General features: G+C 66.6%; 13 protein-coding genes. 10 read left to right on the forward strand and 3 right to left on the reverse strand.

Translation table 11 applies throughout. From position 1 onward, the window contains the following. Positions 1-164: 164 nt before the first annotated feature. Entirely contained in the window at positions 165-1,451 is a 1,287-nt protein-coding gene (locus WS69_RS14260) for an SGNH/GDSL hydrolase family protein (RefSeq protein WP_059471405.1), read from the reverse strand. Between the two features lie 340 nt (positions 1,452-1,791). Here WS69_RS14260 and paaA point away from each other — a divergent pair, with 340 nt between their 5' ends. From paaA to WS69_RS14300, 8 genes are all read left to right on the forward strand, one after another. Continuing rightward, a complete protein-coding gene (gene paaA / locus WS69_RS14265; protein ID WP_059471406.1) occupies positions 1,792-2,790 on the forward strand; it encodes a 1,2-phenylacetyl-CoA epoxidase subunit PaaA in 999 nt (332 codons plus the stop codon). 53 nt (positions 2,791-2,843) lie between these two features. Next, entirely contained in the window at positions 2,844-3,128 is a 285-nt protein-coding gene (gene paaB, locus WS69_RS14270; RefSeq protein WP_059471449.1) for a 1,2-phenylacetyl-CoA epoxidase subunit PaaB, read from the forward strand. A 10-nt stretch (positions 3,129-3,138) separates the two neighbouring features. Further along, complete coding sequence (paaC, locus tag WS69_RS14275) at positions 3,139-3,942, forward strand: 1,2-phenylacetyl-CoA epoxidase subunit PaaC (protein WP_059471407.1); 804 nt, start codon at positions 3,139-3,141, stop codon at positions 3,940-3,942. Positions 3,943-3,980: 38 nt separating this feature from the next. Continuing rightward, positions 3,981-4,595 carry a 1,2-phenylacetyl-CoA epoxidase subunit PaaD gene (paaD, locus tag WS69_RS14280; RefSeq protein ID WP_059471408.1) on the forward strand — a complete coding sequence of 205 codons (615 nt, stop codon included), beginning with the start codon at positions 3,981-3,983 and terminating at the stop codon, positions 4,593-4,595. A gap of 1 nt (position 4,596) precedes the next feature. Next, a complete protein-coding gene (gene paaE, locus WS69_RS14285) occupies positions 4,597-5,685 on the forward strand; it encodes a 1,2-phenylacetyl-CoA epoxidase subunit PaaE (RefSeq protein WP_059471409.1) in 1,089 nt (362 codons plus the stop codon). Positions 5,686-5,806: 121 nt separating this feature from the next. Further along, positions 5,807-6,637, forward strand: coding sequence for a DUF1835 domain-containing protein (locus WS69_RS14290; protein WP_059471410.1), 831 nt, complete (start codon positions 5,807-5,809; stop codon positions 6,635-6,637). A 32-nt stretch (positions 6,638-6,669) separates the two neighbouring features. Further along, a complete protein-coding gene (locus WS69_RS14295) occupies positions 6,670-7,269 on the forward strand; it encodes a TetR/AcrR family transcriptional regulator (RefSeq protein WP_059471411.1) in 600 nt (199 codons plus the stop codon). A gap of 244 nt (positions 7,270-7,513) precedes the next feature. Beyond that, on the forward strand, positions 7,514-8,161 hold the full coding sequence (locus WS69_RS14300) for a GNAT family N-acetyltransferase (protein ID WP_010106994.1): 648 nt from the start codon (positions 7,514-7,516) through the stop codon (positions 8,159-8,161). 85 nt (positions 8,162-8,246) lie between these two features. On the opposite strand, the gene WS69_RS14305 is transcribed toward WS69_RS14300, so the two are convergent. Next, a complete protein-coding gene (locus WS69_RS14305) occupies positions 8,247-8,762 on the reverse strand; it encodes an Lrp/AsnC family transcriptional regulator (RefSeq protein ID WP_059471412.1) in 516 nt (171 codons plus the stop codon). A gap of 152 nt (positions 8,763-8,914) precedes the next feature. Between WS69_RS14305 and hppD the strand changes: the two genes are divergently transcribed. Next, positions 8,915-10,012 (forward strand): 4-hydroxyphenylpyruvate dioxygenase, encoded by a 1,098-nt coding sequence (gene hppD, locus WS69_RS14310; RefSeq protein ID WP_059471413.1) that lies wholly within the window; start codon positions 8,915-8,917, stop codon positions 10,010-10,012. Between the two features lie 159 nt (positions 10,013-10,171). On the opposite strand, the gene WS69_RS14315 is transcribed toward hppD, so the two are convergent. Further along, positions 10,172-10,372, reverse strand: coding sequence for a hypothetical protein (locus WS69_RS14315; RefSeq protein WP_059471414.1), 201 nt, complete (start codon positions 10,370-10,372; stop codon positions 10,172-10,174). A gap of 319 nt (positions 10,373-10,691) precedes the next feature. Between WS69_RS14315 and WS69_RS14320 the strand changes: the two genes are divergently transcribed. Beyond that, a complete protein-coding gene (locus tag WS69_RS14320) occupies positions 10,692-14,273 on the forward strand; it encodes an indolepyruvate ferredoxin oxidoreductase family protein (protein ID WP_059471415.1) in 3,582 nt (1,193 codons plus the stop codon). Positions 14,274-14,426: the final 153 nt, after the last annotated feature.

The following is a 14,426-nucleotide window of genomic DNA, read 5'->3' on the forward strand; positions in this document are numbered from 1 at the left end:
CTCGCCTCAAGCGCCGGAACCTCCCACTTCTTCTTTCGCGTCGCGTTTCCGTTACCGCGAAAGAGGCGTGATTCTAGGCACCATTCCGCTTTCGCGCAAGCACTTTTTAAGGGTCTCATTAAATTTCTTGTATCGACGTGGCGCACCCGGTCGATACAGCGCGTTCACCGGCGTCCGGCAGCCGCCACCAAGCGTTCCAGAGGCACTGCGTCGGCCATCGCCGCATACCCCGCATCGCTCGGATGAATATCGTCACCGCTGTTATAGCGGCGCTGTAGTTCCGACGGCTTCGACGGATCACGCAGCGCGGCATCGAAATCCACCACGCCGTCGAACGCACCCGACGCCCGAATCCACTCGTTGACCTGGCGGCGGATCGCGTCGCGCGCAGGCGGCAACGACGCAGGCGTCAGCGTCGCACCGAACACCGCGACGCCGCGCGCATGCGCGGCAGCAATCACCCGGCGGTAGCCTTCGATCAGCGCCTGTGCGTCGACCTGCGTGTGCGGCGCATCGCAATCGAGCCCCGAACGGGCGGGCATCGCCGCGAAATTGATGTCGTTGATGCCGATCAGCAGCACCGCGACCTTCACGCCAGCGAGCGTCAGCACGTCGCGCTCGAAACGACGCTCGAGCGCGACGCCGTAGCAGCGGGAGTCGCTCAGCAGCCGGTTCCCACTGATGCCGAGATTCACCACGCCGATGTCGTGCGCTCCCGCGCGCTCGAGGCGGGCCGCGAACGCATCCGGCCAGCGCCGATTGCGGTTCAGGCTTGAGCGCAGGCCGTCGGTGATCGAATCGCCCACCGCCGCGATCGTCGCCGCGCCCGGCTGCGCCGCCTCGACCGAGAGCTCGGCCACCCAGGCGGACTGTGTGAAGTGCGTCCGGTATGCGTCGGGCGCAACGTCACCCGCATGGTTGCCCGGCGTCGACACGTAATTGACCTGACTCGCGACACGATGCCAGACCGTCATCGTCTGGCGACCATTCATATATAGGCTGAGCGCGTATGGTTCGCCAGCCGTCACGCCGTATGCGACCGGATCGCTTTCCCGCTCCTGACCAGCCGGCACTTCGATCTCGCGCCGCCCGCCGAATGTCACGGCCGCCAAACGGTCGTCCGTCACTGCGGCGCCGCCCGCCGAGCGACCGATGCTCACCTCGCCGATCACGAGCGGCGTCTTGCCGTACGCATTGCTCACGCGCACACGGATCGCCCGTCCCGAGAGCGTCGGATAGACGATCTGGCGGACAGTGCGGCCCGCGACGTCCGGCGCACGATACAGCGGCGGCGGCGCCGCGAGATCCGGAATCGGCTGCAGCGCCGTCGCCCATGACGCGACCCAGCGGGTCGGCTGTGTCGGTGCGGTGGCTTGCGCGGCGCTCGCCATCTGGGATGCGACCAGCGCGAGATAGCATGAAAGAGCGAAAAGCCAACGTCGGGGCGTCATTCGAAACTCCTCACTGCAAAACTTTGGATTGTGCCTGATGTCGGTCCGCGCGCTCCGTTGAACGAGGGAATCATGCTCGGCGCCGGCTTGTCGGTTCTCGGGCCGCTGACCAGCAATCTATGAATCCAGCGAGTCGGGTTCGGGGTTCGGACATTCCAGAACAGAATTCAGGCGTCTACCTCGCAACTCGGTGCGATCCTTCAGCAGAACCGGCACGCCACCCGCAGCAAATCGCCGTCACCCGATCCGCGAATCTCGCTCATCCGCTAAAATGATTTATTAACCGACCGGTCGGTTGGTTTATACTGCGTGAACATTCCACCTGGACGAGAACATCGCCATGTACACGCAATCCCTCGACATCCCCGGCAACGTCGCGCCGCTCGATGCCGCCGCCGATTCGTCTGAACAAGCCGGATTCGATGCCGTCATCGCCGCCGACGGCAAGATCGAACCGCAGGACTGGATGCCCGACGCCTATCGCAAGACGCTCGTGCGGCAGATTTCGCAGCATGCGCACTCGGAAGTCGTCGGCATGCTGCCGGAAGGCAACTGGATCACGCGTGCGCCGAGCCTGAAGCGCAAGGCGATCCTGCTCGCAAAGGTCCAGGACGAAGCCGGTCACGGTCTCTATCTATATAGCGCCGCGGAAACGCTCGGAGTGTCGCGCGACGCGCTGATCGACGCACTGCACGCGGGCAAGGCCAAGTACTCGAGCATCTTCAATTATCCGACTCTCACGTGGGCGGACGTCGGCGTGATCGGTTGGCTCGTCGACGGCGCCGCGATCATGAACCAGATTCCGCTCTGCCGCTGCACGTACGGCCCGTATGCGCGCGCAATGATCCGCGTCTGCAAGGAGGAATCGTTCCATCAGCGGCAAGGTTTCGACGCACTGCTCGCGATGATGAAGGGCACCGACGCGCAGCGCGCGATGGTGCAGGACGCAGTGAACCGCTGGTGGTGGCCCGTGCTGATGATGTTCGGCCCGCCCGACGCCAATTCCGTCCACAGCAACCAGTCGGCCAAATGGGGGATCAAGCGGATCTCGAACGACGACCTGCGGCAGAAGTTCGTCGACGCAACGGTCGAGCAGGCCAAGGTGCTCGGCGTCACGCTGCCCGACCCCGATCTCAAGTGGAACGACGCGCGCGGCCATTTCGACTACGGCGCGCTCGACTGGGACGAATTCTGGCGCGTCGTCAACGGCGACGGCCCGTGCAACAGGGAGCGCCTCGCGACCCGCGTGAAGGCGCACGACAACGGCGCGTGGGTCCGCGAAGCCGCGCTTGCGCATGAGGAAAAGCGCCGCCGCCGTGCGCAGCAGCAAGCGGCATGACGCGCGCGAAGCGCGACGCCGCCATCCGTATTCAGGAGATTCAGGAGAAAGCGATGAACAAAGAATGGCCAATCTGGGAAGTCTTCGTGCGCAGCAAGCAAGGGCTCGACCACAAGCACTGCGGGAGCCTGCACGCGGCCGACGCGTCGATGGCGCTGCGCATGGCGCGCGACGTCTATACGCGCCGCCAGGAAGGCGTGAGCATCTGGGTCGTGCCGTCGGCAGCGATCACCGCGTCCGATCCGAACGAAAAGGCCGAGATGTTCGAACCGGCGGGCGACAAGATCTATCGCCATCCGACGTTCTACACGCTGCCCGACGAAATCAACCACATGTGAGCGGCAGGCCATGACGACGACCCCACAACACCTCGCCTACTTGCTGCGCCTCGCCGACAACGCGCTGATCCTCGGTCAGCGCAACGCCGAATGGTGCGGCCACGGTCCGGTCCTCGAGGAAGACATCGCGCTCACGAACATGAGCCTCGACCTGATCGGCCAGGCGCGCCTGCTGTATACGCACGCGGCCGAGCTCGAGCGGCAGCTCACCGGCGCCGCGCGGACCGAGGACGACTACGCGTACTTCCGCACCGAGCGCGAATTCGCGAATTACACGTTCGTCGAGCTGCCGCACTACGGCCCGCTCTGCGGCACCGCGCACGCGGAGCTCGACTACGCGGTGACCGTCGTGCGCAACTTCTTCTATTCGACGCTGATGCTGCATGTCTGGAGCGCGCTCGAGGCGTCGGGCGACGCGCAGCTCGCGGCGATCGCGGCGAAGTCGCTGAAGGAGACGCGCTATCACGAGCACCACGCGCGCGAATGGCTGATCCGCTTCGGCGACGGCACCGATGAGTCGCATCGCCGCGCGCTCGCCGCGCTCGACTATCTGACGCCATACACGCGCGAGTTCTTCGCGGCGGACGCCGTCGACGACGCGGCGGCCGCGGCCGGCATCGGCCCGGCGATCGCGTCGCTCGAGCCGGCGTGGCGCGCGGACGTCGATGCGACGCTCGCCGAGGCGACGCTCGCGCTGCCTGCGGCCGGCGAATACGTGCCGACCGGCAAGCGCGGCGAGCACTCCGAGCACATGGGCTATCTGCTCGCGGAGCTGCAGAGCGTCGCGCGCCAGTATCCGGGCGCGTCCTGGTAAGCCCGGGCGCGACGAACGACGAACGACGGAACCAGACGATGTCAGCCCTCCCCGCATCCGCCTCCGACCAAACGACCACCGCCATCGACGGCGCGGGCAACGGCCGCACCGCCTCCGCGCACGGCGACGCTCCGCTCGTCGCCCGCGCATGGGTCGCGCTCGAAGCCGTGCCCGATCCGGAAATTCCGGTCGTGTCGATCCGCGATCTCGGCATCCTGCGCGACGTGCGCCATGCCGCTGACGGCACGCTCGAAGTCGTCATCACGCCGACCTACTCCGGCTGCCCGGCAATGCAGCAGATCGCGGAAGATATCGACGCCGCGCTGCGACGGGCCGGTATAGCGCCGCACCGGACCGTGACCGTGCTCGCGCCCGCATGGACGACCGACTGGATCACCGCCGACGCCCGCGAGAAGCTCCGCGCCTATGGCATCGCGCCGCCCGTCGGCCAATGCGGCAGCGTCGGCGACACCGGCACCGCCCTCGCGCAGCGCGTCGTGCGCTTCATGCCGAAGCCGCTCGCCGCGCCCATCTGTCCACGCTGCGGCTCCGCGCACACCGAGCGGCTCGCGCAGTTCGCGTCGACCGCGTGCAAGGCGCTCTATCGCTGCGTCGACTGCCGCGAACCCTTCGACTACTTCAAACCTTATTGATATGGCGACTCCGCAATTCCATCCACTGCGCATTCGCGACGTGCGGCCCGAGACCGCCGACGCCGTCACGGTGTCGTTCGAGGTGCCGCCCGAGCTGCGCGACGCGTACCGCTTCACGCAGGGCCAGTTCGTCACGCTGAAGGCGCACGTCGACGGCGAGGAAACCCGCCGCTCGTACTCGATCTGCGTCGGCACGACCGACTACGATCGCGACGGCGAGCTGCGCATCGGCATCAAGCGCGTGCGCGGCGGCCGCTTCTCGAACTTTGCGTTCGATACGCTCAAGCCCGGCCATATGATCGACGTGATGACGCCGGATGGCCGCTTCTTCACGCACCTGAACGCCGACCACGGCAAGCAGTACGTTGCGTTCGCAGGCGGCTCGGGGATCACGCCCGTGCTCGCGATCGTCAAGACGACGCTCGAGCTCGAGCCGCGGAGCGCGTTCACGCTGATCTACGGCAACCGCAGCGTCGACTCGATCATGTTCGCCGAGGAACTCGAGGATCTGAAGAACCGCTTCATGGATCGATTCGTTCTCTATCACGTGCTGTCGGACGACTTGCAGGACGTCGAGCTGTTCAACGGCGTGCTCGACCAGGCCAAATGCGCGGCGTTCCTCGATTCGCTCGTGCCCGCCGCGACGATCGACGAAGCATTCATCTGCGGCCCGGCGCCGATGATGGATGCCGCCGAGGCCGCGCTCACCGCGGCCGGCGTGCCGCACGAGCGGGTGCACGTCGAGCGCTTCGGCACGCCGCTGCCGCAGGCGGGCGTGCCCGCCGTCGAGATCACCGACGACATGCCCGCCGCCGACCTCGAGATCGTGCTCGACGGCAAGAAGCGCAAGCTGCGCCTGCCGTACGAAGGCGTGAGCCTCCTCGACGTCGGGCTACGCGCGGGCCTCGCGCTGCCGTACGCGTGCAAGGGCGGCGTGTGCTGCACGTGCCGCGCGAAGGTGCTCGAAGGCGAGGTGCGGATGGAGAAGAACTACACGCTCGAGCCGCAGGAAATCGCCGACGGCTTCGTACTCACCTGCCAATGCCATCCGGTCAGCGACAAGGTCGTCGTCAGCTACGACGATCGATAGGCGGCGTCTTGCCGCGCGGTTACTCGCCGCCGCCCATCTCGCTTACACTAGGGGCCGCCCGCGGGCCGGACGCACGATGCGCCGGCTCCCGGGCGGCTTTTCTCATGTTGACGACAGGCCAATGAGCACCATCCACGTGACCATGGGCGGCTCCGCCGCCGCTTCTCTTCGCATCGCGCTCGCCGACGCGGGCCGCGACGAAAGCGTCGTCGAGCTGTTCGACGATCTGTCGATCGGCCCGCTGCGCGGCGCCGACGACACGCCGGAGGTCCGCGCGGCGTTCTGGGAGCGCGTGATCGGCGACGTGCAGCAGGACTGGACGGCCGGGCTCGGCGACGACTCCGCGACACTCGAGACGCTCGCGGCCGGCACGGGCCAGGTTGTCGTCTGGCACGCGCACAGCGTCGCCGATCAGCTGATGCTAAGGCGCGTCGCCTACCATCTGCGCAACACGCCGCAGCGCCTCAACGAGGTGCGGCTGTCGAGCGCGGACATCGACGATCCGCAAGCGTGGGTGCGGCTGCGCGCCGACCAGGCGACGGCCACCGGCATCTTCTCGCCCGCCCAGCTCCTCGCGAAGCTGCCGGAAGCGGCGCCGATCTCGGTGCTGCGGATCAGCCGGCTCGCGCTCGAATGGCAGGAAGCGAAGCAAGCGAACGCCGAGCTGCGCTACTGGATCTGCAATACGTTCAAGAGCGGCCACTACGCGGACATCGACGCGCTCGTGCTCGAGCATGCGCCCGACGAATGGGGTCCCGCCGCGCGCACGGTCGGCGCGGTGATGGCGTTCGCCGACCGCGGCCACCTGTTCGTCGGCGACACGATCGCGTTCTGGCGCTGCCGCGAGCTCGCGGCGGCCGGCCGCATCGAGCTGCAGGGCGCCGCCCATTCGATCGACCATCTGAAGACGGCGACGCTGCGCGTCGCGCCCGCCGTCGCCGTCCCCCGCTAACCCGACCCCGCATCCATCACACACCGAATCACATGGCCCGCACCCGAGCCCCCGATCACGAATCCCAGCGCGAACAGATCCTCGATCTCGCCGCCGCCAAGTTTGCGCAGACGAGCTACCCGAGCACGTCGATGACCGACCTCGCGAACGCGAGCGGCACGTCGAAGGCGCGGCTTTATCACTATTACGAGGGCAAGGAAGCGATCCTGTTCGACCTGCTCGACCGCTACACGAAGCGGCTGATGCTGATCATCGCCGAGGTCGAGGGCGCGAGCCAGCGGCGCGGGCTCACCGAGCGCGAAGCGTTCGCCGAGCTCGTGCAGGCGTTCCTCGTCGAATACGAGACGTCGCACAGCCGCCACGTCGCGCTGCTGAACGATGTGAAGTACCTCGAGGACACGCAGCGCCAGATCATCCTCGGCCGCCAGCGCGACATCGTCGCCGCATTCGCGCGCCAGCTCGCGCGCGCGTATCCGGAGCGAATCTCGAAGGACAACCAGACGCCCGTGACGATGATGGTGTTCGGGATGATCAACTGGACGTTCACGTGGCTGAAGCCGGGCGGCCGCCTCGGTTATCGCGACTTCGCCGAGCAGGTGATCGGCATGATCGAGCACGGCCTGGGCGGCTGAATCGTCTGATTTATTGCGGGGCAGCATACGTTGCGCCAACGTAACAGTGCGACGCTTTGCATACACCTCCATCAAAAATCCTTAAAATATCAATAAAAACAGAGACTTATTCTCTCGAATCAGTGAGTCTAGAGTCCGGCCTCAACACGAATATCCGGGTTTTCCCCAATCTCCGCACGGCCGTTCAGCTAAAATTGCGCTGCGCTGCACAATTCTGCTGCACGGTCTTTATGAGGAACCCACGATGAACAAGCCAGACCTTCGCCCTGCCGATGCGGTCGGCGTCGCCGGTCCCGCGCCAGTTCTCGTTCGGGAACTGGCTTCCGGCGACCGTCAACAACTGCTCACCCACTTTCTCGCGCTCGACGAAGACGATCGTCTGCTGCGCTTCGGTCAAGCGGTGCCCGATCACGTGATCGAGAATTACGTCCGCACGATCGACTTCGGCCGCGACACCGTGTTCGGCGTGTTCGACCACGCGCTCGAACTGATCGGCGTCGGCCATCTCGCCTATCTGCCCGCGGAAGGCGACAAGCGCACCGCCGAATTCGGCGTGTCGGTGCTCGAACGCGCGCGCGGCCAGGGCGTCGGCTCGAAGCTGTTCGAACGCGCCGCGATCCGCAGCCGCAACACGCACGTCACGACGCTGTACATGCACTGCCTGTCGCGCAACGCGACGATGATGCACATCGCGAAGAAGTCCGGAATGCGCATCGAGTACGCGTACGGCGAAGCCGATGCGTATCTGTCGCTGCCGCCCGCCGACCACTCGACGATCATCGCCGAGATGATGCAGGAGCAGGCGGCCGTGTTCGACTACGCGCTCAAGCGCCAGGCGCGACGCGCGACGCAGATCTTCGAATCGCTGCTGCCCGCGGGCCTCACCGCGTAACGCGCGGCGCTTCGCATCCGCCGAGCAGGAACGAAGACGGGCGGCCCACGACGGGCCGCCCGTTTCCTTTTCGGCGACGCAAGATTCAGCGGATCGGCAGCGCGGTCGTCTCCTTGAAGCGCTCGAGCGAGAAGCTCGTTTTCACGTCGATCACCGACGGATGGTGCAGCAGCTGCTCCTGCATGAAGCGAGAAAAATGCGCCATGTCCTCGACTTGCACGCGCAGCAGATAGTCCATGTCGCCCGTCATCGCGTGGCACGCGACGACCTCCGGCCACGCCTGCACCGCCGCGCGGAACAACTCGGCGTGCGTCGCGCCCGCGCGCGCGGACGTCTCGTCGCCGCGCGCGGGCACGACGCCGCCGCGCTTCTCCAGGCGCACGCTCACGTAGGCGAGCAGGTCGAGCCCGAGCTTCTGCGGGTCGAGCAGCGCGACATAGCCGGTAATCACGCCCATCTCCTCGAGCCGGCGGATTCGCCGCAGACACGGGCTCGGCGACAGATTCACCCGCTCGGCGATGTCCTGGTTCGACAAGCGCCCGTTCTCCTGAAGAATCGCAAGAATGCGCCGGTCAATCGCATCCAATTCCACGTGCGCCATTTCCTGCCTCCCTGCCTGTTCGTGCGGACGAGAAATTGCGCAAGCGTAGCGTTACACGACAAAGTTCGCAAGTTTCCGCCCTGCCCGCCCCGCTACACTTTGCCGCAGATACTCACCTAAGACGCATGCCCCGCCGAGGGCTAGGAGACGCTATGCAATTCCCCACCTGGGACAATCCCGTCGGTACCGACGGCTTCGAATTCATCGAATACACCGCCCCCGATCCGAAAGCGCTCGGCCAACTATTCGAGCGGATGGGCTTCACCGCGGTCGCCCGTCACCGCCACAAGGACGTGACGCTGTACCGCCAGGGCGACATCAACTTCATCATCAATGCCGAGCCGGCCTCGTTCGCGCAGCGCTTCGCACGGCTGCACGGGCCGTCGATCTGCGCAATCGCATTCCGCGTGCAGGACGCCGCGAAGGCATACAAGCACGCGCTCGAGCTGGGCGCATGGGGCTTCGACAACAAGACGGGCCCGATGGAGCTGAACATCCCGGCAATCAAGGGGATCGGCGATTCGCTGATCTATTTCGTCGACCGCTGGAAGGGCAAGAACGGCGCGAAGCCGGGCGCGATCGGCGACATCAGCATCTACGACGTCGATTTCGAGCCGATTCCGGGCGCCGATCCGAACCCGGTCGGCCACGGCCTCAGTTACATCGATCACCTGACCCACAACGTCCATCGCGGCCGGATGCAGGAATGGGCGGAGTTCTACGAGCGCCTGTTCAACTTCCGCGAGGTCCGCTACTTCGACATCGAAGGCAAGGTGACGGGCGTGAAGTCGAAGGCGATGACGTCGCCGTGCGGCAAGATCCGGATTCCGATCAACGAGGAAGGCTCGGACACCGCGGGCCAGATTCAGGAATACCTGGACGCGTATCACGGCGAAGGCATTCAGCACATCGCGCTCGGCGCGACCGACATTTACAAGGCGGTCGACGGCCTGCGCGCGAAGAGCGTGGCGCTGCTCGACACGATCGACACGTACTACGAGCTCGTCGATCGCCGCGTGCCGAACCACGGCGAGCCGCTCGACGAACTCCGCAAACGCAAGATCCTGATCGACGGCGCGCGCGACGACCTGCTGCTGCAGATCTTCACCGAAAACCAGATCGGGCCGATCTTCTTCGAGATCATCCAGCGCAAGGGCAACCAGGGCTTCGGCGAAGGCAACTTCAAGGCACTGTTCGAATCGATCGAGCTCGATCAGATCCGCCGCGGCGTCGTGCAGGACAAGGCGTAAGCGAGACCGCGCGAAGCGCCGCCGCGAACGTGCCGCGCGCCGAGCGCGGCCGCGCAAACAGAAAGGGCGGGAATCCCGGGATTCCCGCCCTTTTGCGTTATCGATCATCGGGCGACGGGCCGGCGATCGCGCGCCGTCTCGCGCCGCGCCCGTCGCGGATCACATTTGCGCCGCGCCGCCGCGCTCGCCGGTCGCGGCGCCCGCGAGCGCCGGCGCCTCCGCACCGCCCGCTGCCGCAAGCTGCAGCATCTGGGTGCTCGCCGTCGCCAACACGCTCGCGCCTTCCGAGCGCGCCGGCCCGCTCATCGCGAAAAACGCCGCGGACACCATCAGGAAATTCTGGATATATCGAGTCTTCATTGCACCTCCATTGCAACCGTCCGGCACGCATTCGCGCCGCCGGCACGAGCCGGCGCCGCCCGGCGCAACCGGACAGGGCCCCAGAGACTAACGGCATTCGCCGCGCGAGGCCCGCCGTTTTACATGCGCTTACAGCCTGTAACGCATTGATTCCTCACGTTTTCGAGTTGCACGCCACCGATTTTTGAAGCGCAGCGGCGGGTTTTTCCCAGTGCTACCATCGAACGAAACCCGCCAATATTCGGGCCGACTGACGCGTCCACAAGACGCCGACGCGCCGTTAGTTTTGGCGATCCCGAACCGGGTGAGGAGACACCGCATGAACGCCCCGCTAGACGCAGGCCAGCGCGCATCGCTCGAAGCCGCGCTGCAATCCGTCACGCTAGACGACAAATACACGCTCGAACGCGGCCGCGCGTACATGAGCGGCATCCAGGCGCTCGTGCGCCTGCCGATGCTTCAGCAGGAGCGCGATCGCGCCGCAGGCCTGAATACCGCCGGCTTCATTTCCGGCTACCGGGGCTCGCCGCTCGGCGGGCTCGATCTGTCGCTGTGGAAGGCGAAACAGCACCTCGCCGCGCATCGGATCGTGTTCCAGCCCGGCCTCAACGAAGACCTCGCGGCGACGGCCGTCTGGGGTTCCCAGCAAGTCAATCTATATCCGGGCGCGAAGCATGACGGCGTGTTCGCGATGTGGTACGGCAAGGGCCCGGGCGTCGACCGCACGGGCGACGTGTTCAAGCACGCGAACTCGGCCGGCTCGGCGCCGCACGGCGGCGTGCTCGTGCTCGCGGGCGACGATCACGCGGCGAAGTCGTCGACGCTCGCGCATCAGTCGGAGCACATCTTCAAGGCATGCGGGCTGCCCGTGCTGTTCCCGTCGAACGTGCAGGAATATCTCGATTTCGGTCTGCACGGCTGGGCGATGAGCCGCTACTCTGGCCTGTGGGTCGCGCTGAAGTGCGTGACGGACGTCGTCGAATCGTCGGCTTCCGTCGACATCGATCCGCATCGCACCGAAATCGTGCTGCCGTCCGACTTCATCATGCCCGACGGCGGCCTGAACATCCGCTGGCCCGATCCGCCGCTCGTGCAGGAAGCGCGCCTGCTCGACTACAAGTGGTACGCGGCGCTCGCATACGTGCGCGCGAACAAGCTCGACCGCATCGAGATCGATTCCCCCAACGCGCGCTTCGGCATCGTCACGGGCGGCAAGGCGTACCTCGACGTGCGCCAGGCGCTCGTCGATCTCGGTCTCGACGACGAAACCTGCGCGCGGATCGGCATTCGTCTCTACAAGGTCGGCTGCGTGTGGCCGCTCGAGGCGCAAGGCGCACAAGCGTTCGCGCGCGGGCTCGACGAGATCCTCGTCGTCGAGGAAAAGCGCCAGATTCTCGAATACGCGATCAAGGAAGAGTTGTACAACTGGCCGGACGGCCAGCGACCGCGCGTCTTCGGCAAATTCGACGAGAAGGACGGCGCGGGCGGCGAATGGTCGGTGCCGATGGGCAACTGGCTGCTGCCCGCGCACTACGAGCTGTCGCCCGCGATCATCGCGAAGGCGATCGCGACGCGGCTCGATAAGTTCGAACTGCCGTCCGACGTGCGCGCGCGGATCGCCGCGCGGATCGCGGTGATCAACGCGAAGGAAACCGCGCTCGCGAAGCCGCACGTGACGATCGAGCGCAAGCCGTGGTTCTGCTCCGGCTGCCCGCACAACACGTCGACGAACGTGCCCGACGGCTCGCGCGCGATCGCGGGCATCGGCTGCCACTACATGACGGTCTGGATGGACCGCAGCACGAGCACGTTCAGCCAGATGGGCGGCGAAGGCGTGCCGTGGATCGGCCAGGCGCCGTTCACCGACGAAAAACACGTGTTCGCGAACCTCGGCGACGGCACCTACTTCCACTCGGGCCTCCTCGCGATTCGCGCGGCGATCGCGTCGAAGGCGAACATCACGTACAAGATTCTCTACAACGACGCGGTCGCGATGACGGGCGGGCAGCCCGTCGACGGGGTGCTGACGGTGCCGCAGATCACGCACCAGCTCGCGTCGGAAGGCGCGAAGAGGATCGTGATCGTCACCGACGAGCCGCAGAAATACGACGGCCACACGTCGCTGCTCGCGCCGGGCGTGACGATCCATCATCGCGATCGGTTCGACAACGTCCAGCGCGCGCTGCGCGAGATCGAAGGCACGACGATCCTGATCTACGACCAGACCTGCGCGACCGAGAAGCGCCGCCGCCGCAAGCGCGGCGCGTATCCGGATCCGGCAAAGCGCGTCGTGATCAACGAGGCGGTCTGCGAAGGCTGCGGCGACTGCTCGGTGCAGTCGAACTGCCTGTCGGTCGAGCCGCTCGAGACCGAATTCGGCACGAAGCGGCAGATCAACCAGTCGACCTGCAACAAGGATTTCTCGTGCGTGAAGGGCTTCTGCCCGAGCTTCGTGACCATCGAAGGCGGCAAGCTGCGCAAGCCGAAGGCCGCGTCGGCCGACGCGCGCGCGCTGCCGCCGATCCCCGAGCCGGCGCTGCCCGCGATCGACCGCGCGTACGGCGTGCTCGTCACAGGCGTCGGCGGCACCGGCGTCGTGACGATCGGCGCGCTGCTCGGAATGGCCGCGCACCTCGAAAGCAAAGGCGTGACGGTACTCGACGTGACGGGCCTCGCGCAAAAGGGCGGCGCGGTGATGAGCCACGTGCAGATCTCGCACGCGCCCGCCGACATCCACGCGACCCGCATCGCGATGGGCGAAGCCGATCTCGTGATCGGCTGCGACGCGATCGTCACGGCGGGCGACGAATGCACGTCGCGGATGCGTCACGGCGTGACGCGCGTCGTCGTCAACAGCGCGAAGACGCCGACCGCCGAGTTCATCAAGAATCCGAAGTGGTCGTTCCCGGGCGCGAGCGCCGAGCTCGACATCCGCGCGGCGGCGGGCGATGCGGTCGATCTCGTCGACGCGAGCCGCTTCGCGGTCGCGCTGCTGGGCGACGCGATCTACACGAATCCGTTCGTGCTCGGCTACGCGTGGCAGCGCGGCTGGCTGCCGCTCACGCACGCGTCGCTCGTGCGCGCGATCGAGCTGAACGGCGTGCAGGTCGAGCAGAATCGCGCGGCGTTCGAATGGGGCCGTCGCGCGGCCTTCGATCCGGCGAGCGTGCGCGCCGGGGCGGCGGGCGGTGTGCAAGCGGGCGCGACGGTGATCTCGCTGCATACGAAGAAGGCGATCGACGCGCTGATCGCGACGCGCGTCGAGCACCTGAGCGCGTATCAGAACGCCGCGTACGCGGCGCGCTTCTCGGCCGCCGTCCACAAAGTGCGCGAAGCCGAGCGCACGCTCGGCGCCGACACCGCGCAGGAGCCGCTCACCGAGGCGGTCGTGCGCAATCTCTACAAGCTGATGGCGTACAAGGACGAATACGAGGTCGCGCGGCTGCAGTCCGATCCAGCGTTCGCCGCGAAGCTCGCCGAGCAGTTCGAAGGCGACTGGAAGCTCAGGTTCCACCTCGCGCCGCCGCTCTTCGCTAAGAAGGATGCGCGCGGCCGCCTCGTCAAGCGGCAATACGGACCGTGGATGATGCCGGCGTTTCGCGTGCTCGCGAAGCTGAAGTTCTTGCGCGGCACCGCGCTCGACGTGTTCGGCCGCACCGACGAACGGCGCACCGAGCGCGCACTGATCGGCGAATACGAGGCGCTCGTGCACGAGCTGCTCGACGGCCGGCTCACGCGCGACACACTGCCGCTCGCGATCGAGCTCGCGAGCCTGCCGGACGGCATCCGCGGCTATGGGCACGTGAAGGAGAACAACCTGCACGCGGTGCGCGGAAAGTGGGAGCGGTTACTCGCGCAGTGGCGCTCGCCGGAGGGCGGCCAGACGCGAAACGTCGCGTAGCGCGGCGGCCCGCGATCCGCCGCGCCGGCGACGGCGCAAACCGCGCGGACGACGACGCGACGACGCGACGCCGGACCCGCCGCCGGCGCACGCGGGCATCGGCGTTCACCGCCGGGCGAACATGCGATGCTCGTCGCTCGACAACGGCGCGAC

Source organism: Burkholderia sp. BDU5, assembly GCF_001522845.1.
Taxonomy (GTDB): domain Bacteria; phylum Pseudomonadota; class Gammaproteobacteria; order Burkholderiales; family Burkholderiaceae; genus Burkholderia; species Burkholderia mayonis.

Coding starts and splice junctions, on each gene's coding strand:
- WS69_RS14260 (WP_059471405.1), bottom strand. CDS start 1,451: ATGACGCCCCGACGTTGGCTTTTCGCTCTTTCATGCTATCTCGCGCTG.
- paaA (WP_059471406.1), top strand. CDS start 1,792: ATGTACACGCAATCCCTCGACATCCCCGGCAACGTCGCGCCGCTCGAT.
- paaB (WP_059471449.1), top strand. CDS start 2,844: ATGAACAAAGAATGGCCAATCTGGGAAGTCTTCGTGCGCAGCAAGCAA.
- paaC (WP_059471407.1), top strand. CDS start 3,139: ATGACGACGACCCCACAACACCTCGCCTACTTGCTGCGCCTCGCCGAC.
- paaD (WP_059471408.1), top strand. CDS start 3,981: ATGTCAGCCCTCCCCGCATCCGCCTCCGACCAAACGACCACCGCCATC.
- paaE (WP_059471409.1), top strand. CDS start 4,597: ATGGCGACTCCGCAATTCCATCCACTGCGCATTCGCGACGTGCGGCCC.
- WS69_RS14290 (WP_059471410.1), top strand. CDS start 5,807: ATGAGCACCATCCACGTGACCATGGGCGGCTCCGCCGCCGCTTCTCTT.
- WS69_RS14295 (WP_059471411.1), top strand. CDS start 6,670: ATGGCCCGCACCCGAGCCCCCGATCACGAATCCCAGCGCGAACAGATC.
- WS69_RS14300 (WP_010106994.1), top strand. CDS start 7,514: ATGAACAAGCCAGACCTTCGCCCTGCCGATGCGGTCGGCGTCGCCGGT.
- WS69_RS14305 (WP_059471412.1), bottom strand. CDS start 8,762: ATGGCGCACGTGGAATTGGATGCGATTGACCGGCGCATTCTTGCGATT.
- hppD (WP_059471413.1), top strand. CDS start 8,915: ATGCAATTCCCCACCTGGGACAATCCCGTCGGTACCGACGGCTTCGAA.
- WS69_RS14315 (WP_059471414.1), bottom strand. CDS start 10,372: ATGAAGACTCGATATATCCAGAATTTCCTGATGGTGTCCGCGGCGTTT.
- WS69_RS14320 (WP_059471415.1), top strand. CDS start 10,692: ATGAACGCCCCGCTAGACGCAGGCCAGCGCGCATCGCTCGAAGCCGCG.